General features: G+C 52.4%; 19 protein-coding genes and 1 tRNA gene. 6 read left to right on the top strand and 14 right to left on the bottom strand.

Annotation, left to right across the window (positions count from 1 at the left end):
- Positions 1–60 precede the first annotated feature (60 nt).
- Positions 61–858, bottom strand: a complete 798-nt coding sequence (locus FCN51_RS23750; protein WP_003624060.1) for a class I SAM-dependent methyltransferase — start codon at positions 856–858, stop codon at positions 61–63.
- A gap of 50 nt (positions 859–908) precedes the next feature.
- Here FCN51_RS23750 and FCN51_RS23745 point away from each other — a divergent pair, with 50 nt between their 5' ends.
- Entirely contained in the window at positions 909–1,085 is a 177-nt protein-coding gene (locus tag FCN51_RS23745) for a hypothetical protein (protein ID WP_014456978.1), read from the top strand.
- Positions 1,086–1,089: 4 nt separating this feature from the next.
- On the opposite strand, the gene gshB is transcribed toward FCN51_RS23745, so the two are convergent.
- The 4 genes from gshB to FCN51_RS23725 all read right to left on the bottom strand — a co-directional run bounded on the left by gshB (position 1,090) and on the right by FCN51_RS23725 (position 5,308).
- Positions 1,090–2,085 carry a glutathione synthase gene (gene gshB, locus FCN51_RS23740; RefSeq protein ID WP_003629901.1) on the bottom strand — a complete coding sequence of 332 codons (996 nt, stop codon included), beginning with the start codon at positions 2,083–2,085 and terminating at the stop codon, positions 1,090–1,092.
- Between the two features lie 99 nt (positions 2,086–2,184).
- On the bottom strand, positions 2,185–3,678 hold the full coding sequence (locus tag FCN51_RS23735) for an ArnT family glycosyltransferase (RefSeq protein ID WP_160257027.1): 1,494 nt from the start codon (positions 3,676–3,678) through the stop codon (positions 2,185–2,187).
- On the bottom strand, positions 3,675–4,793 hold the full coding sequence (locus tag FCN51_RS23730) for a glycosyltransferase (protein ID WP_160257186.1): 1,119 nt from the start codon (positions 4,791–4,793) through the stop codon (positions 3,675–3,677). Before FCN51_RS23730 ends, FCN51_RS23735 begins: the two co-directional genes overlap by 4 nt.
- A complete protein-coding gene (locus FCN51_RS23725; RefSeq protein ID WP_003624051.1) occupies positions 4,793–5,308 on the bottom strand; it encodes an Lrp/AsnC family transcriptional regulator in 516 nt (171 codons plus the stop codon). The genes FCN51_RS23730 and FCN51_RS23725 overlap by 1 nt, the downstream gene beginning before the upstream one ends.
- Positions 5,309–5,488: 180 nt before the next feature.
- On the opposite strand from FCN51_RS23725, the gene trxB reads away from it, so the two are divergent.
- From trxB to FCN51_RS23705, 4 genes are all read left to right on the top strand, one after another.
- The gene (gene trxB, locus FCN51_RS23720; RefSeq protein ID WP_003624047.1) at positions 5,489–6,436 is read left to right on the top strand and encodes a thioredoxin-disulfide reductase; all 948 of its coding nucleotides are present in this window, start codon (positions 5,489–5,491) and stop codon (positions 6,434–6,436) included.
- A 116-nt stretch (positions 6,437–6,552) separates the two neighbouring features.
- On the top strand, positions 6,553–7,434 hold the full coding sequence (locus tag FCN51_RS23715) for a LysR family transcriptional regulator (RefSeq protein WP_160257026.1): 882 nt from the start codon (positions 6,553–6,555) through the stop codon (positions 7,432–7,434).
- A gap of 458 nt (positions 7,435–7,892) precedes the next feature.
- Positions 7,893–8,399 carry a MucR family transcriptional regulator gene (locus tag FCN51_RS23710; RefSeq protein WP_014456983.1) on the top strand — a complete coding sequence of 169 codons (507 nt, stop codon included), beginning with the start codon at positions 7,893–7,895 and terminating at the stop codon, positions 8,397–8,399.
- 148 nt (positions 8,400–8,547) lie between these two features.
- The gene (locus tag FCN51_RS23705) at positions 8,548–8,862 is read left to right on the top strand and encodes an integration host factor subunit beta (RefSeq protein ID WP_003624040.1); all 315 of its coding nucleotides are present in this window, start codon (positions 8,548–8,550) and stop codon (positions 8,860–8,862) included.
- On the opposite strand, the gene FCN51_RS23700 is transcribed toward FCN51_RS23705, so the two are convergent.
- Both FCN51_RS23700 and murJ read right to left on the bottom strand, forming a co-directional pair.
- Positions 8,863–10,116: a UdgX family uracil-DNA binding protein gene (locus FCN51_RS23700; RefSeq protein ID WP_160257025.1), complete on the bottom strand. Its 1,254-nt coding sequence runs from the start codon at positions 10,114–10,116 to the stop codon at positions 8,863–8,865.
- A gap of 28 nt (positions 10,117–10,144) precedes the next feature.
- Complete coding sequence (murJ, locus tag FCN51_RS23695; protein WP_160257024.1) at positions 10,145–11,695, bottom strand: murein biosynthesis integral membrane protein MurJ; 1,551 nt, start codon at positions 11,693–11,695, stop codon at positions 10,145–10,147.
- Positions 11,696–11,869: 174 nt separating this feature from the next.
- Here murJ and FCN51_RS23690 point away from each other — a divergent pair, with 174 nt between their 5' ends.
- Entirely contained in the window at positions 11,870–13,042 is a 1,173-nt protein-coding gene (locus tag FCN51_RS23690; RefSeq protein WP_160257023.1) for an AI-2E family transporter, read from the top strand.
- Between the two features lie 42 nt (positions 13,043–13,084).
- Here the strand turns inward: FCN51_RS23690 and FCN51_RS23685 are convergent.
- The 7 genes from FCN51_RS23685 to FCN51_RS23655 form a co-directional block, all read right to left on the bottom strand.
- Positions 13,085–13,158, bottom strand: a tRNA-Pro gene (locus tag FCN51_RS23685).
- Between the two features lie 64 nt (positions 13,159–13,222).
- On the bottom strand, positions 13,223–14,131 hold the full coding sequence (locus FCN51_RS23680) for a MerR family transcriptional regulator (RefSeq protein ID WP_160257022.1): 909 nt from the start codon (positions 14,129–14,131) through the stop codon (positions 13,223–13,225).
- A complete protein-coding gene (locus tag FCN51_RS23675; RefSeq protein WP_003623929.1) occupies positions 14,124–14,444 on the bottom strand; it encodes an integration host factor subunit alpha in 321 nt (106 codons plus the stop codon). The genes FCN51_RS23680 and FCN51_RS23675 overlap by 8 nt, the downstream gene beginning before the upstream one ends.
- 71 nt (positions 14,445–14,515) lie before the next feature.
- Positions 14,516–15,496, bottom strand: a complete 981-nt coding sequence (locus FCN51_RS23670; protein WP_003623931.1) for a beta-ketoacyl-ACP synthase III — start codon at positions 15,494–15,496, stop codon at positions 14,516–14,518.
- A 64-nt stretch (positions 15,497–15,560) separates the two neighbouring features.
- Positions 15,561–16,667: a phosphate acyltransferase PlsX gene (gene plsX / locus FCN51_RS23665; protein WP_003623933.1), complete on the bottom strand. Its 1,107-nt coding sequence runs from the start codon at positions 16,665–16,667 to the stop codon at positions 15,561–15,563.
- Between the two features lie 87 nt (positions 16,668–16,754).
- On the bottom strand, positions 16,755–16,958 hold the full coding sequence (gene rpmF / locus FCN51_RS23660) for a 50S ribosomal protein L32 (RefSeq protein WP_006116507.1): 204 nt from the start codon (positions 16,956–16,958) through the stop codon (positions 16,755–16,757).
- Positions 16,959–17,123: 165 nt separating this feature from the next.
- Positions 17,124–17,678, bottom strand: a complete 555-nt coding sequence (locus tag FCN51_RS23655; RefSeq protein ID WP_014456988.1) for a DUF177 domain-containing protein — start codon at positions 17,676–17,678, stop codon at positions 17,124–17,126.
- Between the last annotated feature and the right edge of the window lie 100 nt (positions 17,679–17,778).

Here is a 17,778-nt window from a genome sequence, read left to right as displayed (position 1 = left end):
CGCAAATGCCATTTTCTGCCACGCAGAAGAAACGCCCCTGCCTTGGCAGGAGCGCACAGGTTATGCAGGCAGATTTTCTAGCGTGACCAAAGTAAACAGCCCTAATGGGGGAACAGGCTGAATATAGGCGCGCCGTATATCCTCATCAGGCAACAATGATTGCATTGCGAAATCAGGATGCCACCCCAAGGAGTGAGATGCCCGGCCCAGCGCATGTTCTACAGCGCCACGCACACCACCTGGTGCCAAAAAGTGATTTACAAACAGAATATAACCGCCGGGGCGCACAACGCGTTTGAGTTCGCGCAGTAGCTGGCGTGGATGCGGCACGACAGAAGCCACAAACATGGCCACGGCGATATCGAAGGAAGCATCTTCAAACTTCGTATCTTCGGCATCCATTTCAAGCAGGCCGTTCACGTTTGTCAGCTTATCGCGCTGCACACGCTCACGCGCCTTGGCCAGCATATCGGCTGAAAGATCAATGCCGGTAATCTGCTTTTCTGGCCGGTAATGGGGCAGTGCCAAGCCGGTGCCCACCCCTACTTCCAGCACATCCGTGCCGGGAAGACCGTTTACGGCTTCTACAGCACGCAAACGCCCAAACCGGGAGATGCCGCCAAAAACAACATCATATACATTTGCCCACCGGCGATAGGCTGCTTTGACAGCCTCCGCATCCAGTGCCGAGCGGGAAGGAGGAGGCGCGGGATTATCCCCCCCGCCGGAAGGATAATTTTGGAGAACGTCACTCATGTCCTCTCTCTGCCTGCTGGTGGACATTTCTTCAAGAGCCACAAAAGGTCTTCCTCTTCTGCACAAGGCACGCGCCACAAAAGCGCCCTTGTGTAAGGGCATATACTCCTTTTACGCTGCAACTGTGCAATAGATAGTGTTAATATAGAGCTATGTTTCAAATTCTTCTCGCCATCGTCTCTCTCGCCATATGGGCCAGCATTTTCATCTACTACTTCCGAGACCCGATATATGAATGGCTGGACAACCGCTTTGGGAAAGACACGCCACTGGCAGATCTGGAAGCTACCGACAAACAGGATGACTCCCACAAGCAAAACAAAGGCTAAAAATTTACGCTGCGTTCAGCTTACGCTCTATGCAGTTCCAGATTGCTCCTGCACCATTGATACCATCAAAGCGTTCCAGCTCCTGAAGGCCAGTGGGAGACGTTACGTTAATTTCTGTCAAATACTGGCCAATCACGTCTATTCCCACAAAAATCAGGCCATGTTCTTTCAGAAACGGGCCAATAGCCGTGCAGATTTCACGGTCACGCTCACTCAGCCCAATCTGTTTGGCCACACCGCCCACATGCATGTTTGACCGGTGATCTTCCCCCGATGGCACACGGTTGATTGCACCTATGGGTTCCCCATCCACCAGAATAATACGTTTATCTCCGGCCGTTACGGCAGGTTCATAACGCTGAATCATCAACGGCTCGCGCGAGCGCGCAAAATGCATTTCAAGCAACGCATTCAGATTCTGGTCATCTTCACGGATACGGAAAACCCCGCTCCCGCCATTCCCGAAAAGCGGCTTCACGATAATATCGTGCCACTTGGCCCGGAATGCCCGAATCTGTTCGATATCCCACGTCACCAGGGTTGGCGGCATTAAATCTGGAAAATGGGTGACCAAGAGTTTTTCAGGGCTATCACGCACCCAGCGCGGATCATTCACCACCAAGGCTTTGCCCGGACCAATACCATGCACGTGGTCCAGCATGTGTGTGGCTGTAATATATGCCATGTCAAAAGGCGGGTCCTGGCGCATCAGCACCACATCCATATCCCCCAATGACTGGCGTGTTGGCGCACCAAACGTGGCATGGTTTCCTTCTTCCCGCCGAACTGTCACTGGGCGCATCAAAGCCGTTACACGGGTTTTGGAAGACTGCTCTGGTTCCACCGCTCCTTCCCCCAATGCCAGCGAATTCACCTCATACACATACAAGGTATGCCCACGTTTCTGAGCTTCCAGCATAAGCGCAAAGGTTGAATCCCCATGGATATTAACGTGCTCCAGAGGGTCCATCTGAACCGCAACCTGTAAGGATGATGCCATTGAGGTATGTTTCCTGTTATTCTTGGCTAAATAAACTGTAGCCAGCGTATCCTGCCTTGCCTGCCTGCTGCAAACAACACCAAGCTAGCACCTACATGCCTAACGCTTATTGGCAGGTAATATTGCAGTATCTTCCCGCACCGCATCGTTTTCCAAGCAGCGCAATCTTACACGATAAAGGGCGTAACTATCGGCCACGGCACCACGGCGGCTGCGTGTAATATCTGGATATTGTGCGAGAACATCAAAAAGCGCCGCATCAGGTTGATCATGCCGCCTGCGGCTCCGCAGTAAATAGCCCTCCACCCCACATGTAGAGTGTGGAAACGCAAAAAACTGCCATCTCGACTCGACCGCCAGCACTTTGCGATTCCGAGCGTAAAAAGAAAGCTCACCCGCAAGCCCGTATTCATCTGCAATCAGCTGACTATCTGGCGGAATCTGCTTTTCTACGGTCTGGACAAATTCGGGCCAGCCGCCCATTTGCCGCAACGTCATGTCAAAATGAGGCGAAAGATGTGCGGGTGCCCACAAAGCCTGCCCGACCACCACAACAAACATGGCAACGCCAAGCACGCAGGCTGCTTTCCACCACCGATACGGTACGCACACCACAGACAAGGCAAGAGCTGGATACAACACAACAGGCCAGTTTGCCTGCACGCGCGCGCCTATAGCGTGCTGCACAAAAACAGCCATGGGCAGCAAAATCATACACAGCAATAACTGGGCAAATTGATCCCGTAACCTAAGCAAATATTTTATGGCCACCACAAACAACACAAAGATAAGCGGAGATGCCAAACCAACCTGGCCGCCTAGCAATTCCCCCATAAAGGTGAACATACGAGTGGGCTGCCAATCCCCTGCCCGACCACCCTGCTTGAGAAAGCTGACCCAATGATGCGTGGCATTCCACTCCACCACAGGGGCCATGCATATCACCGCCACCATTGCACCAAGCCAAGGCCACGGCGTGCGTAACCATTGTCTGCCGGCATGCGTTGCCAGCAACCACATACCCAAGCCAGCTACAGGTAAAAGCGCCGTATATTTGCTATCAAACCCCAGCCCGGCAGAAAGCCCCACCAGCAACCAGAATGCTGGATGCTTACCAGAAAGCAGATTGCTCACGCTCCACAACAGCAGGGCCATAAAAAACACCAGCGGGGTATCTGGCGTCATGATGAGCGTGCCCAGCCCCACGGCCAATGTGCTGTTAAGCACAATGCCGGGTTTAAGACCTGTTACGAACCTGCTGGAACTTTCCGCCAACAGTTTTGGAGATTGAAGCCATTGCTGTGCAGCCTGCACCAATAGAATCGTTCCGATACCCGCAGAAATAGGCCCCATAAAACGCAGGCCTTCTGCGGCATCTCCCGCAAAAAACATGCCAATGCGCATCCACAGCGCCACCATGGGGGGATGATCAAGATACCCCGCTGCCGGAGCTAAGGCCCAGAGGCGGTAATAAGCCTCATCAGGAGAAAGCGGAATCCATGCGGCCAGAATGAGCCGGAGCAATGTAAGCAGCCCCAGCGCTATCAGGCACATCCATATACCACGCGTGTGGTTTGCACTTTTTACGATCACGAGCGCCAGACAACGGTTGAAGACATGGCGTAATTCCACACCACAGCAAGAATAGCACCCGCCAGACTGGCCTCATTAAGCATATGATTCTGGCCGTAAATCATGCGGGCAATACCCACATCTGCCAATGCGCCAACCGAACACACCAACATAAAGAGAACAAGCCCACGCATACACGCCCAACCACGCAAGCGCCTGTCACGATAGGTGAAATTGTTATCCAGAAAGAAATTCAGAATCATGGCGGCAACAGTGCCAATGGCTTGTGCCAAGGAAAAATGCGCCCCTGCCAACCGCGCGCACTGCATAACCACCAAATTCGTGCCAACGCCTGCCAGCCCGACCATGCAAAAGGCGACAAACCGCAAAGGCACCCAACCTTTGGCAAACTTATCCAAAAGGAGTGCGGCAAACTGGAGCATAACCAATGCATCCAGCTTGCTTTCCCCCGCCACACGTGGGCGAAACCCGCAAGGCACCTCCTGCACACGCAGGGGGGTGGGAGCAGAAAGCAATAAATCCAGCAAGATTTTAAAACCTGTGCCAGACAAACGCGGGGCAATTGCGGCGAATGTTTCTTGCCTTAACGCAAAAAAACCGCTCATCGGATCTGTCAGCTTTACCGGCAAGACACGTTGTGCAAGCCAGATGCCGCCATCAGACAACACATGCCGCCACGCATTGGCCAAACCAGCATTATTGCCGCCCTCAACATGCCGACTCCCCACAGCAACATCACATGTATTGTTCAGAACGGCATCTATCAGTGCACCAAGGCGTGATTCGTCATGCTGGAGATCTCCATCCATCACCGCCACAACCTGCGCGGATGAAGAAAGCGCGCCTTCAATAACAGCGGATGAAAGCCCCCGGCGCCCTATGCGGCAAATGCCGCGCACACGTGCATCATTCCGCGCCAGATCGCGCACACGTTGGCTGGTATGATCGGGCGAGTTGTCATCTACAAAGATAACTTCCCACCGCCTGCCCGTCAGCGCTTGCTCCAGAGCTTTGACAAGAGGCACTACATTTGCCGATTCGTTATAGCATGGCACAACCACGCTAATATCCGGCCCCTTTACAACGGTTTCAGTTGAAACCGCTTGATGGTCCATCACGGGGCCTGCCCTTCCTCCTCAACCTGCACAGGCACGCCCCAACGCTCCAGACTTGTGCGGATAGTTTGCAGGGTTTGCACACGTATCACGTGCTGTGCTTCTGTCAGTTGGCGGGTCAGCAGGTTTTCGTGCGCGGCATCACGCGCAATCAAACGAACAAGAAAATCTCCACCACCGCGGATCATGTGGCATTCGCGCACTTCTGGCCATTGGGCCAGTTGCTGCTCAAAACTGCACAGAATGGCCTCTTTCTGGCTTTCCAGACCGATCAACGCAAAAAAGGTAATGGGCCAGCCCAAAGCCGCAGCATTGGGTTCTGCATGATAGCCACGGATAATGCGTTCTTCTTCCAAACGCCGGACACGACGCAGACATGGAGGTGCGGAAATACCGACACGGCGGGCCAGCTCCACATTGGTCATGCGGCCATCATTCTGAAGCTCTGCCACAATGCGAAGATCAACTGCGTCCAGATCTGTCACGTTTCCTGATCCATCCTGCACAAGAGGCATGCACCCCAATTCAACTCGCGCGAGTATATGCCATGCAGCACATCCGGCGGCAAACACCTAAAGATACGCGCCCTTGCCCAAAACCCATGCGGCAGCCATATGCTTCCAACAGTTACGTGCAGACTGCCCCCATTACAGCAGCCTGTACGCGGGATTTCCATATGCGGGAGCGCTGCCAATATGGCTGAAACCATTACAACTGATCTGCTCGTTATTGGCGCAGGACCGGCCGGGTATACTGCTGCTATCTATGCGGCACGTGCCAATCTTTCTCCTGTTCTGGTTGCCGGGCTGCAACCGGGTGGCCAGCTCACCATTACAACAGAAGTTGAAAACTACCCCGGTTTTGCCACAGCCATACAAGGCCCCTGGTTGATGGAACAAATGGCTGAACAGGCACAGAATGTGGGCACGCGCATTGAATACGACATTATTACATCTGTTGATTTCAAAGCGGGTTCACCATTCCTTCTGACGGGTGATTCGGGCACCATTTACAAAGCGCGCGCCGTTGTTGTTGCTACTGGTGCTCAGGCTCGCTGGCTGGGTCTACCAAGTGAAAAGCGTCTCCAAGGCGCTGGTGTTTCTGCTTGCGCCACATGTGATGGCTTTTTCTACCGCGGGAAAAATGTGGTGGTTGTAGGTGGCGGCAATACGGCTGTTGAAGAAGCCCTGTATCTCACCCACCATGCTGCGCACGTAACCTTGGTGCACCGGCGCGATAGCTTGCGGTCTGAAAAGATTCTGCAAGACAGACTTTTTGCCAATCCCAAGGTTTCCGTTATCTGGAACAGTGTTGTGGAAGATATTCTGGCCGATGGCACGCCAGAAACAGTGTGCGGCGTACGGCTGAAGAACACGCAGGATGGAAGCGAACAGACAATCCCGACAGATGGTGTGTTCATTGCCATCGGCCATGCCCCCAACACCGCTATCTTCCGCGATCAACTTACACTGGATGCTGAAGGGTATATTGAAACCACACCCGGCACCACGCGCACTTCTGTACCCGGAGTCTTTGCCGCGGGGGATGTGCAGGACAAAACATATCGCCAAGCCGTAACAGCCGCAGGAACTGGCTGCATGGCAGCGTTGGATGCGGAACGTTATCTTGCAGGTTTAGCCTGATAACTTAACAGAAAACGGCTTCATCCCTTGACCAAGGGGGCCAATTCCTGCACGTAATACACCGCATAAAACACGGCTGTGTTTTTGTAACTTCATTCAATTTGCAGGAGGCATGCGTGGACTGGGACAAACTCCGGGTTTTCCATGCAGTGGCAGAAGCCGGTTCCTTTACCCACGCGGGGGATGTGCTCAACCTTAGCCAATCTGCCGTATCACGGCAGATTTCCGCGCTGGAAGACGTCCTTCAGGTTCCTCTCTTTCATCGGCACGCCCGCGGCCTGATCCTGACGGAACAGGGTGAAACACTTCATAAAACCGTGCGCGAAGTCTTTTCCAAACTGGAAATGACGCAAACACTGCTGACCGAAAGTAAGGAAAAGGCAGCCGGGCGGCTGCGCGTAACCACAACCACCGGCTTTGGTAACTGTTGGCTTATGCCGCGGCTTCATCGCTTTATAGCAGATAACCCTGAAATAGATATCTGCCTGATTTTGGAAGATAATGATCTTGATTTAGGCATGCGGGAGGCTGACGTAGCGGTGCGTATGCATGCACCCAGACAGCCAGACCTGATTCAACGCCATCTGGCCGATTTTAGCCTGCCAATTTTTGCTGCCCCTCTCTATATCGAGAAATACGGCATGCCGAAATCTCTGGAGGAGATCAAAGAACACCAGTTGGTGCTGTTTGGTGAACACCATCCTCCGGTTGCGCATGTTAACTGGCTGGCACAGGCCTGCCGCACCGATGGCAGCACACAGACTGCCCGGCTAGAAGTTAACAGCATGGCTGCTATGGCCTCTGCTATTGCTGCAGGCTTGGGCATTGGGTCCATCCCGACTTACGCTGCAAAAGAATTTCCGGATCTAGTTCAGATCCTGCCGGAAATCACCACTCCAACTGTAGACGCTTATTTTGTTTATCCGGAAGAGCTCCGCAGCTCCAAACGCGTTGCTGTTTTCCGCGATTTTCTAATGAGTGAATTGGGTATTCGGTAAACATCATCTCGTTACCAAATATCGCACAATAAAAAAGCCTGCCCTTATTCTCTAGGGCGGGCTTTTTATTTTTATATTCAACCACCTTTATTCACCAAAATATTCCGATCACTTGTATGATTGTTTTTTCCTGAGACATACATGTAATATTTATTCAATTTATCCATTATTATAATATTTTACTTGGATATTATGTAAAAACCAAACATTCTCAAAAATCATAGCGCCACATATTTATTGGAACCGGAAATGATATTTCTGCGTTTACATAAAACGAGCACATACCACCAAGCAGAACAATAAACCCGAACGGACGATTACAGACCCGCCAAATATTACCGTTTGTTTATTATTTGGAACGCGCAAAATTTCAGGCATTGCTTTGAATAATGTTCTTTTATGGTCAATTATGCGCCGAAATTGTGAGTTCACCATTCACAAACTACAGTTAAGGGAGTATGGAGTGCAGATATTCACACCAAATTCCTATTGGATTTATCATGAGTGAGAACCAGGACTACTCTCCCCTTCTTGATCTGGTATCAGAGATCGTTTCCGCACACGTCTCCAACAACCAGACAGACCCTGCACTTATCCCGGGCATGATCCGTGATATTTATCAGGCGCTGAAAACTGCTGAACATCCGCAGAATGAGCCGGAAAAACTGCAACCAGCAGTGCCGGTAAAGCGTTCAGTATTTCCTGATTACATCATCTGTCTGGAAGACGGGAAAAAGCTGAAGATGCTCAAGCGCCACCTGCAGAGCGCTTATGGCATGACGCCTGAACAGTACCGTGAACGTTGGGGCCTGCCAGCAGACTACCCGATGGTTGCTCCTAACTATGCAGAACGTCGTTCCACCCTTGCGCGTGAAATCGGCCTTGGCCGTAAAATTCATGCCGCTGGGGATGAAGAAGAACAGGGTGGCCGTGGCCGCCGCAGCAAGAAGTCCCCTGCAGCATAAAATTTGCAGAAACTGATTGCTAAAAAAGTCTGGCGGTATTTCTCTGGTTCATACCGTCAGACTTTTCTATCTTGACGTCTTCTTCATCATTACGGAATGTTCTGAGTATAATTATTGTACACACTACAGCCGGGTGGGAGAACTTAAGATGACCAGATCCGAGCTGATTACAGCCCTGATGCAGAAAAACCCGCATCTTCAGCTGAAAGAAGCAACAAGACTTGTAAATATTGTATTTGGCACCATTACCAGCAGCCTTGCCGAAGGTAGCCGCGTAGAATTACGTGGGTTTGGTGCATTTTCTGTAAAAGAGCGTGACCCACGCATTGGCCGCAACCCCAAAACAGGGGTGCAGGTAAAGGTTGGCAAAAAGCTCGTTCCCTTCTTTAAAACAGGTAAAGAGCTCCATCAGCGCCTGAACAAGCCTGTTGCAGGCAGCAAGCGTTCAAGGTCATCAGTCTGATTATTGCGTTATAAAGCTCTGCGCCAAGCGTAAGTCTTCTACAAAGCGAGTGTATTCACGCGCCTTCGCCTCTTCATTCGGGAGACGCAGCAAGTAGGATGGGTGCACAGTTACCAATCCGGAGCACTGCTCATCTAACTGAAAAATACGAGAGCGTTCGCGCGAGATGGTAACGGGCCGCTTGAGAAGACTTTGCGCTGCCGTAACGCCCAGCATAACAATCAGTTTGGGGTGTACGAGCTTACGCTCTGCATCCAACCAGATTCGGCAGGCCTCAATAGACTCCTGATCGGGCTTCTGATGCAGGCGCCTGTTGTTTCTCCATGTGAAGCGAAAGTGCTTTACAGCGTTTGTCACGTAAACGTGATTACGTGAAATGCCAGCCTCTTCCAGTGCTCTATCAAACACTTGCCCCGCAGGCCCCACAAATGGACGGCCTGCCAGATCTTCCTGATCTCCCGGCTGTTCTCCAACAAACATAAGGGGCGTATTTTCCACCCCTTCCCCAAAAACCGTGCGGTTGGCGGGTTGCCATAAGGAGCAGGCTCGACAATCCATAGCCTCTGCAGACAAAGAGGCGAGAGAAGATGCCTGCGCAACATCTTCTAACGTCGGTACCAGCACAATATTGGGGTACCCCTGCCAGATACCCTGCCCGTCTTTCTGCCACATATCAGCAGATACATGCGCGGCCTCTGCCTCACCCATAGCGAAATGGAGTTGGTTTCCATCCCACCACATACGCCGGTAAGGCGTAATAACCTCCCACGGTTGGGCGTCGCGCTCTATGCAGAAGCGTCCGTTTGCTTCCACAATATAATTCTGCGGCGTGTAATGCAGGCTTTTACTTTGGCGTTGATTACTAAATGTCGAAAAAGCCAGACGAAACTGCTCTGTCTCTTGTTTAACGTTTTGCACAAGCTCTCGAAGCTGCTGGATATCCGGGTCTTCCCGCATATCCTCCATATCCAGCAAACCGTGCGTAAAACGATAAACAACGCGATATAAAAGTGCGAAACGCTCAGGTTGATGCGCCTGCAGTGCTTCCAGCACTACTGTCACCAACTTGCGCGGAAGGTTAAGAGGTTCATCATTATCTGCAGAATCTGGCGCTTGCAGCTTCCAAGGTGTTTCCCCTTTGCCCGCAACACGCCAGCTTATACTTTCAGGGAGCACCTGCTTTTGCACATAATGGCGCGTAGCAGCCCGCCATGTTGCCAGATCTACCTGATGCGCCAGAACAATCTCAACCATTCCCGGCTCCCCTTATTCTTTATATTGGTCAGGCGCGTTTACGGTTTAAACGCCTGCGTAGGCCTGCCAGTACATCTGCCAAGTCCATAACCCCCAGCATATGCAACATACCGGCATAAAATACGCCACCAACCCCGACCATAACTGTCAGCCATATCAACCGCATGAGAAAATGCGCTGGCAGCGGCAACAAGGTTTCCACCCCAACAAGAAGCACGGCCATAACAGCAGCACCCAGCCCCACCCGGCCAATACCGCCCAATGTTTCTGGTGCAAGAAGCAAGGCATTTTTTTGCCGCAGCAAAAACGCCAACACAGCCACATTGATAAATGCAGCCAGACTGCTCGCCAAAGGCGGCCCCATATGAACCAGCGGCTTCATAAACAGCAGATTGAGCGCAAAATTAAGGAGTAGAACGCCAATACCAATATAAACCGGCGTGCGCGTATCACCCCGTGCAAAAAATGCCGGAGAGAGCACCTTCACCATCACAAAAGCGGGCAAGCCAATAGCATAAGCCCGCAAGGATTGTGCCGAAAGCAGCGCATCATGCTCGGTGAAAGACCCGTGACCGAACAGAACAATCATGATCGGCCCGGCCAATACCAACAAACCAGCTACGGCCGGAAGTGTCAGCAGCAACACATATTCAATGGACCGATTTTGTGCTGCATGGGCTGCGTCTGTTTCTCCCGCAGCTAAATGGCGCGTCAGAACAGGCAACAGCGTGGTACCGGCAGCGGCCCCCAGAACCCCTAAAGGCAACTGGTTAATCCGATCTGCAAAATACATGAGCGAAACACTGCCTGCGGGCAGCAGCGTACCAATAATGGTATCAATAGTGAGGTTAATCTGCCCAACACCACTGCCGATCAACCCCGGCACCATGCGGCGCAATAACAGGCGAATGCGTGGCGTAAGAGCTGGCCACAAAGGCGTAAGGCCAAAATGCGCATGCTCACATGCCCAGAACAACAACCCCAGTTGCGCAACACCAGATGCCGTCACCCCCCACGCTGCAGCATAGGCAACATTCGGCAAAAAGGGCGAAGCCAGCAGAATGGCTGCAATACCCACCACATTGAAAGCCAAGTATGCCGCCGAAGCCACGCCAAATTTGTGCAAGCCGTTAAGAACGCCAGCCAATAAAGCTGCTGCACAAATCAACACCAGATAAGGAAAAGTAATACGGCTCAGGCTGACTGCCAGACCGTATCTCTCTCCACTTTGCAAAAAACCGGGGGCGATAACCTTAAGAACCTGCGGCATAAAAATTTCGCCCAGCACGCATAAAAACAACAGCCAGACCAGCATGACACCTAATGCTCTGCGCGCGAAAAGCTGCGCTTCTTCTTTACCTTCCCGCGTCAGCACAGAAGAAAATAACGGCACAAATGCTGCGTTAAATGCGCCCTCACCAAACAGACGCCGGAACATGTTGGGCAGACGAAAAGCAACCTGATAGGCGTCCTGCAATGCCCCCGCCCCCATAAAGGCAGCCAGAAGCTGATCGCGAACAAGACCAAGAACACGGCTGAGCATTGTCCAGCCGCCAACGGTAAGGAAATTTTTGAGCATGACAGGATCAGTTCTTACTACGCCGCAGGAAACTGCGCGACACTAACGAAAGTGTCAGAAAAAGATACGGGAATATGATCCTTATGCGGCATATCTGGTTATGGCATAGGCACGGCCGCCATAGCGCGATATGGTTTGATAACTAAGCTTATGCTCGCCCCCAGCATATAAGGTATGCTGAAGATAAAATGTTATTGCGGAACCCGTAGGAGAACACACCGGAATATGCCTGATTCATTGCCATCACAATTTCTTCCGGATTCACCACGGTGCTCTCTTATCAAACCAAGCCAGCGTTCTCGCCGGGGGCAGGAAATGGCGCGTACAGTTCTGGCGCTGTTTATTGTAGGGGTAGCCGTTTACACAATTCAGGGCTTTCTGCCTGCATTGGCGTGGGGAAGCGTTTTTGCCATTGCCACATGGCCGCTTTATACGCGCGCCTGCAATAAATGGCCCCATGCGGCATCTGGCACACTTTTGCCCCTGTTGTTTACAGCGGCCATGGCATTGCTATTTGTTATACCGCTTACACTTGTAACGTTGGAAGCTGTAGGAGAGGCCCAGAGCGCACTGGAATGGGTATCTCACGCGCGTGAATATGGGGTGCCTGTGCCCGATGCCATTCACCGCCTGCCTTTTGGCAGCGCCGCCATAAGCAAATGGTGGGAGGCCCATCTTTCAGACCCACGTGATCTTTCTGGCATGTTGGGCAATCTGGATAGCAAAGGCGTGGCAGTTACACGTGCCGTGGGTTCGCAGGTTGCGCATCGCGCCACATTGTTCTGCTTTTCCATCCTTACCCTGTTTTTTCTTTATAAGGATGGGCTTTCCGTTATCCGCCAGTGCCGCGTAGTGTCATGCCGCGCTTTTGGTAAACGTGGAGAAAGCGTTGGCCGCCAGATTGTTGCGTCCATTCACGGCTCTGTTCAAGGGCTGGTGCTGGTAGGTATTGGGGAAGGCCTGCTGCTAGGCGTTGTTTATGTATTTGCCCATGCACCACACCCCGCCCTATTCGGCGTGATTACAGCTGTAGCAGCCATGATCCCTTTTTGCGCCATGATAGCTGTTGGTTTGGTGTCCCTGCTTATTCTGGTGCAGGGTAGCTCCGTTGCTGCCATTACAACCTTTTGTATTGGCGCTGTGATTATCTTTACGGCTGACCATTTTATCCGCCCTGCCCTTATTGGCGGCAGCACCAAGCTGCCTTTCCTTTGGGTACTTTTGGGTATTCTGGGCGGTGCAGAAACATGGGGCCTGATTGGCCTGTTTATTGGCCCGGCTGCTATGGCTGCGCTGAATCTTCTGTGGTGCCGGTGGGCATACGGAAACAACCCAAAAGCCAGTTAGGCTTTTGGGTTGTTCTGCAACACTGATTTTTCAGAGAAAATATCGGGCAGGCGGGATTCGAACCCACGACCCCCAGTCCCCCAGACTGATGCGCTACCAGACTGCGCTACTGCCCGTTAAGTGTGGAGTGGTGTTTAGCAGGAGGCTTTCTGCAACACAACCCACCCCAGACACAATTTTTTAAGAAACCAGCTTTTTACGGAACTCTTCCAGCTCCACCAGCACATCTGCCAGATCCTGACGCAACTGACGGTTCTGTTCTACCAGTTCCGTCATATGCGGATGCGGCTCAACAGATGCAAATGTAACCACTGCATCTTCCATTTCTGGCGACAAATCTGTGGCATCCTGAACATCTTCAGCAACCACTATTGGCTCTGGCTCTGGCTCTGGCTCTGGCTCTGGCTCTGGCTCTGGCTCTGGCTCTGGCTCTGGCTCTGGCTCTGGCTCTGGCTCTGGCTCTGGCTCTGGCTCTGGCTCTGGCTCTGGCTCTGGCTCTGGCTCTGGCTCTGGCTCTGGCTCTGGCTCTGGCTCTGGCTCTGGCTCTGGCTCTGGCTCTGGCTCTGGCTCTGGCTCTGGCTCTGGCTGGATTGTGGATGCATTATCATCCACAGCAACTACTTTTTGAGAAGAATCTTCTACAATTTCAGAATCTTCTGCTGCAACTTCAGATGACTCAACTGCTTCTACGGCAGTTTCTGGCTGCTTTTCAGCCTCATCTTGTTGGATTGCTTCAGGCGCAGGTGTTTCGGCAGCAGGCACTCCACCGTTTTGTAGAATCCGCTGCACACCTTTGATGGTATAGCCCTGAGTATAAAGCAAATCTGCAATATGCCGTAAAAGCTCTATATCGGCAGGCCGATAATACCGGCGGCCACCACCACGCTTTAATGGCCGAACCTGATGAAACTGTGTTTCCCACAACCGAAGCGTATGCTGCGGCACATGAAGCTCATCTGCCACTTCGCTAATTGTGCGAAACGCAAAAGGCCCTTTTTCTGAAGGCGCTGAATTCGTGCTTACATTTTCCGCTGTGGGAGAAGAGGATTCTCCCCCTGTTTCGGAAAAAGTCTGCGCCTCATCAGTCATGATCATGCTCCGCTTCTGCATCTAGCGTTTCGTGGTTTACTTCAGCGCGCAGAAGCTGACTCGGACGAAAGACCAAGACCGAACGCGGCAAAATCGGAACTTCCTCACCCGTTTTCGGATTACGGCCGCTCCGTTGGCCTTTTTTCCTCACAGAAAAAGTGCCAAATCCGCTGATTTTAACACTTTCGCCGCGTTCAAGAGCGTCCATCACCGTCTCCAGAACATCTTCCAGAAGAACGGAGGATTCTTTACGAGACAGGCCAACCTGCTGATAGATCTGCTCTATCAAGGATGCACGTGTGACAGTTTCCATAAAAATAAAGTAACACGCTTACACGCCGCGTCAATTCATTCACGCAGTTGTGCTTACAATATGTTCTGAAATTATAGCCTTACCAGAGCGGAACCCCATGTCAGGCCACCACCCAAGGCTTCCATCAAAACCAGGTCACCTTTCTGGATACGCCCATCACGCACGGCTTCATCCAATGCCAACGGCACAGATGCGGCCGATGTATTGGCATGCCGATCAACCGTGACCACCACCCGTTCAGCAGGCAGGTTCAGCTTTTTAGCAACGCCTTCAATAATGCGGATATTGGCCTGATGCGGCACCAGCCAATCTACATCTGCGTAAGAAAGACCTTCGGCTTCCAATGCCTCATCTACAGAGGATGAAAGCTTGCCAACGGCATGGCGGAATACATCGCGCCCGCTCATTTTCAGATGTCCGCTTTTATCCGGCTGCCCCACGGCACCATCCACATACAACAGGTCTCCTGCTGTGCCATCGGAATGTAAATGCGTGGAAAGAATGCCGCGATCACCCGGCTCATCCGAAGCAGAGAGCACAACGGCACCGGCACCATCCCCAAACAGCACGCAGGTTGTGCGGTCTTCCCAATCCATGATGCGGGAATACACTTCAGAACCGATAACCAGCGCATTCCGAATCTGGCCGGAACGGATAAACGCATCTGCTGTGGAAAGCGCAAAAATAAAGCCTGAGCACGCAGCTGTAATATCAAAGCCAAAGCCTTGCTTCATGCCCAATGCAGCTTGAACACGCACAGCCGTTGCGGGAAAAGCCTGATCTGGCGTGGCTGTTGCCACAAAAACCGCATCAATATCGTCAGCCGTCAGCCCAGCATAATCCAGAGCACGCCGTGCAGCCTCTGCCCCCATGCTGGCTGCCGTATCATTCGGCCCAACAAGATGGCGGCGGGTGATACCTGTGCGGGTTTTGATCCATTCGTCTGATGTTTCAAGACGTTCTGCCAGCTCTGCATTGCTGACAACCCGATCTGGCAGGAAACCGCCAAACCCTACCAGAAGCGAACGTTTCGCCATAAACCGTTCTTTCATTATCAGCCAACAGCATGCGGTAGCGACCCAACATGCCGCTACTGATCAGACAGTCTTGCACCAATCAGGAAACGGGAACCGCTGGCTCGCGCTCCTCCGCATTTTGCTGGGGAGAGAGAAGTGCACTCATATGGGAGAGACGGTCACGAATACTGTCATTAAATCCGTGCGTCACCATATCCATTGCCACATCAACCGCTGCGGCAAATCCTTCTGCATCCGTGCCGCCGTGAGACTTAACAACCACACCGTTCAGGCCCACAAAAACGGCCCCATTGTAACGGCGTGGATCAAGCCATTCCTTCATGCGTTCCAAACCCGGACGCACAAGCAGATATCCAATTTTGGAAACAATACCACGCTTAAATACGCGCCGCAGGAGAGTGGTTGCCATTTTAAGCACCCCTTCCCCGGTTTTAAGCGCGACATTTCCGGTAAAGCCATCAGTCACAACCACATCGGTTGTGCCTGCGGTAATATCATGCCCTTCCACAAACCCGTGGAACTGCGAAGCCAATGGGCTTTCTCGCAGGGCTTCTGCTGCTACACGCAGCTTTTCATCACCCTTCAGCTCTTCCGAACCGATATTGAGCAACCCGATAGAGGGCGCAGGCAGCCCTAACACAGCCTTGGCAAAAGCTTCACCCATTACGGCAAACTCTACAAGGTTGCGCCAGTCACACGCCACATTCGCACCCAGATCCAGCATGACCACATCACCCTTGATGGTAGGGCTGATGGCCGCCATGGCGGGACGGGAAATACCCGGAAGGGTTTTGACAACAATTTTGGCCAAAGCCAGCATGGCACCGCTGTTACCAGCAGAAACCACACCACGGGCGCGGCCACTTGCCACGGCATCCATGGCAAGGCGCATGGACGATCGCCGCATCCGCAAAGCAGATGTTGGCTTCATATCCATTGGGATAGACTGATCCGTATGCGAGATAGTGCATATGGATGCAGCCTTGGGGTACTTTGCCAGCAAAGGCCGCAACTGGGATTCATCCCCCAGCAGCAGCACCTTGATGCCTCGGTGCCGTTCAGCGGCGGCGGCGAGCCCGGCGACAACAACTTCCGGAGCCCCATCACCTCCCATTCCATCCACGGCAAGGCTGAACACCTCGTCCTGTTCAGAAAGGGAATTATCTGGAATCTCGGTCTTGTTCATGCCTGCTTCTCTGCCATACCGCAGATGCCTTGCTCCCACAGAACGCGCATCACGCTGTAATGCGCGTTTTACCGCAAACCCACGCTATTAAGCGCGGACAGCAACCTTAAGTGCCTTACCGGAAGCAACCACTTCACGACCATCGTAATGGCCACAATGGCTGCACACATGGTGCGGGCGCTTCAGTTCGCCACAGTTAGAGCATTCAGCAAAAGCTTCCACGTTCAGAGCTTCATGGCTGCGACGCATGCCACGACGTGAAGGCGAGGTTTTCTTCTTGGGTACAGCCATGAGCCCGAGCCCCCTCTTGAAAAACGGTTTAAAAACGCCTGGCAGCGTGTTTTTTCACCCCACCAGACAACAACACAGGTTTATCACCAGACTGAGCCGGGGCCTCTAGCAGACGGCAAGCATTTTCGCAAGCAATCCAGAAAGAAAACCCGTACCGCGCCTAGATCAGGCCTTGCCCGGTTTTAGCCGAGACAGGGCCGCAAAGGGGTTCTGCTTTTCATCCTGCTCCCCTTCTTCCAGAAGCTTCTCTGCCTCTTCCTCGCTCAGGACAAGGCCTTCTGGCAGATCAATTTCCGGCGCATGTGGGTATGGGTCCAGATCAAGAGCAAACTGCTCTACCGCGGCTTCACCCAGATCTATGTCCTGACCTTCATACGGAATTTCATCAATTGCATCCAGATCAGGCTCATCCGGTTCTACAAACCGTTCAGAAGGCACAAACCGAACATTGAATGCTCCTGCCAGAACATCCTCAAAGTTTTCAAGGCTGACAACGCAGGTCTGCGTATAATGGACAGCCAGCGCACCTTCTGCCTCCACTACACTGTGCCTGTCTGCCTTAAGCAGATACCGGCAGCGAAAAAGTGTAATTTTTGGCAAACCAAGGCGGCGGGCAATCGCTGCGCATTCCTGTTCTGTTGCTTCCACCGTCACTGAAGTTTCCTGCCCTCCGATTCGGCGCAATGCCATTGGGCGGGAAAATTCTGGTTTTTCAGACATGGCAGCCTCCTGAGCTGGCAGAGGAAGATCGTTTACAGGGGCGCATACACTTACGGGCACAAGCCCACCTGCAACGCTTTTTCTAATTGGGGCTTTTTGA

The organism is Acetobacter pasteurianus (assembly GCF_009914215.2).
Lineage (GTDB): Bacteria > Pseudomonadota > Alphaproteobacteria > Acetobacterales > Acetobacteraceae > Acetobacter > Acetobacter pasteurianus.
Note: the sequence above shows the minus strand (reverse complement) of the source record. Positions and strands in the feature narration are given on the sequence as shown.

Excerpts from the sequence above, each read along its gene's own strand:
- FCN51_RS23750 (WP_003624060.1), bottom strand. The coding sequence starts at position 858 with ATGCCCTTACACAAGGGCGCTTTTGTGGCGCGTGCCTTGTGCAGAAGA.
- FCN51_RS23745 (WP_014456978.1), top strand. The coding sequence starts at position 909 with ATGTTTCAAATTCTTCTCGCCATCGTCTCTCTCGCCATATGGGCCAGC.
- gshB (WP_003629901.1), bottom strand. The coding sequence starts at position 2,085 with ATGGCATCATCCTTACAGGTTGCGGTTCAGATGGACCCTCTGGAGCAC.
- FCN51_RS23730 (WP_160257186.1), bottom strand. The coding sequence starts at position 4,793 with ATGGACCATCAAGCGGTTTCAACTGAAACCGTTGTAAAGGGGCCGGAT.
- FCN51_RS23725 (WP_003624051.1), bottom strand. The coding sequence starts at position 5,308 with ATGCCTCTTGTGCAGGATGGATCAGGAAACGTGACAGATCTGGACGCA.
- trxB (WP_003624047.1), top strand. The coding sequence starts at position 5,489 with ATGGCTGAAACCATTACAACTGATCTGCTCGTTATTGGCGCAGGACCG.
- FCN51_RS23710 (WP_014456983.1), top strand. The coding sequence starts at position 7,893 with ATGGAGTGCAGATATTCACACCAAATTCCTATTGGATTTATCATGAGT.
- FCN51_RS23705 (WP_003624040.1), top strand. The coding sequence starts at position 8,548 with ATGACCAGATCCGAGCTGATTACAGCCCTGATGCAGAAAAACCCGCAT.
- FCN51_RS23700 (WP_160257025.1), bottom strand. The coding sequence starts at position 10,116 with ATGGTTGAGATTGTTCTGGCGCATCAGGTAGATCTGGCAACATGGCGG.
- murJ (WP_160257024.1), bottom strand. The coding sequence starts at position 11,695 with ATGCTCAAAAATTTCCTTACCGTTGGCGGCTGGACAATGCTCAGCCGT.
- FCN51_RS23690 (WP_160257023.1), top strand. The coding sequence starts at position 11,870 with ATGCTGAAGATAAAATGTTATTGCGGAACCCGTAGGAGAACACACCGG.
- FCN51_RS23680 (WP_160257022.1), bottom strand. The coding sequence starts at position 14,131 with ATGACTGATGAGGCGCAGACTTTTTCCGAAACAGGGGGAGAATCCTCT.
- FCN51_RS23675 (WP_003623929.1), bottom strand. The coding sequence starts at position 14,444 with ATGGAAACTGTCACACGTGCATCCTTGATAGAGCAGATCTATCAGCAG.
- FCN51_RS23670 (WP_003623931.1), bottom strand. The coding sequence starts at position 15,496 with ATGAAAGAACGGTTTATGGCGAAACGTTCGCTTCTGGTAGGGTTTGGC.
- plsX (WP_003623933.1), bottom strand. The coding sequence starts at position 16,667 with ATGAACAAGACCGAGATTCCAGATAATTCCCTTTCTGAACAGGACGAG.
- rpmF (WP_006116507.1), bottom strand. The coding sequence starts at position 16,958 with ATGGCTGTACCCAAGAAGAAAACCTCGCCTTCACGTCGTGGCATGCGT.
- FCN51_RS23655 (WP_014456988.1), bottom strand. The coding sequence starts at position 17,678 with ATGTCTGAAAAACCAGAATTTTCCCGCCCAATGGCATTGCGCCGAATC.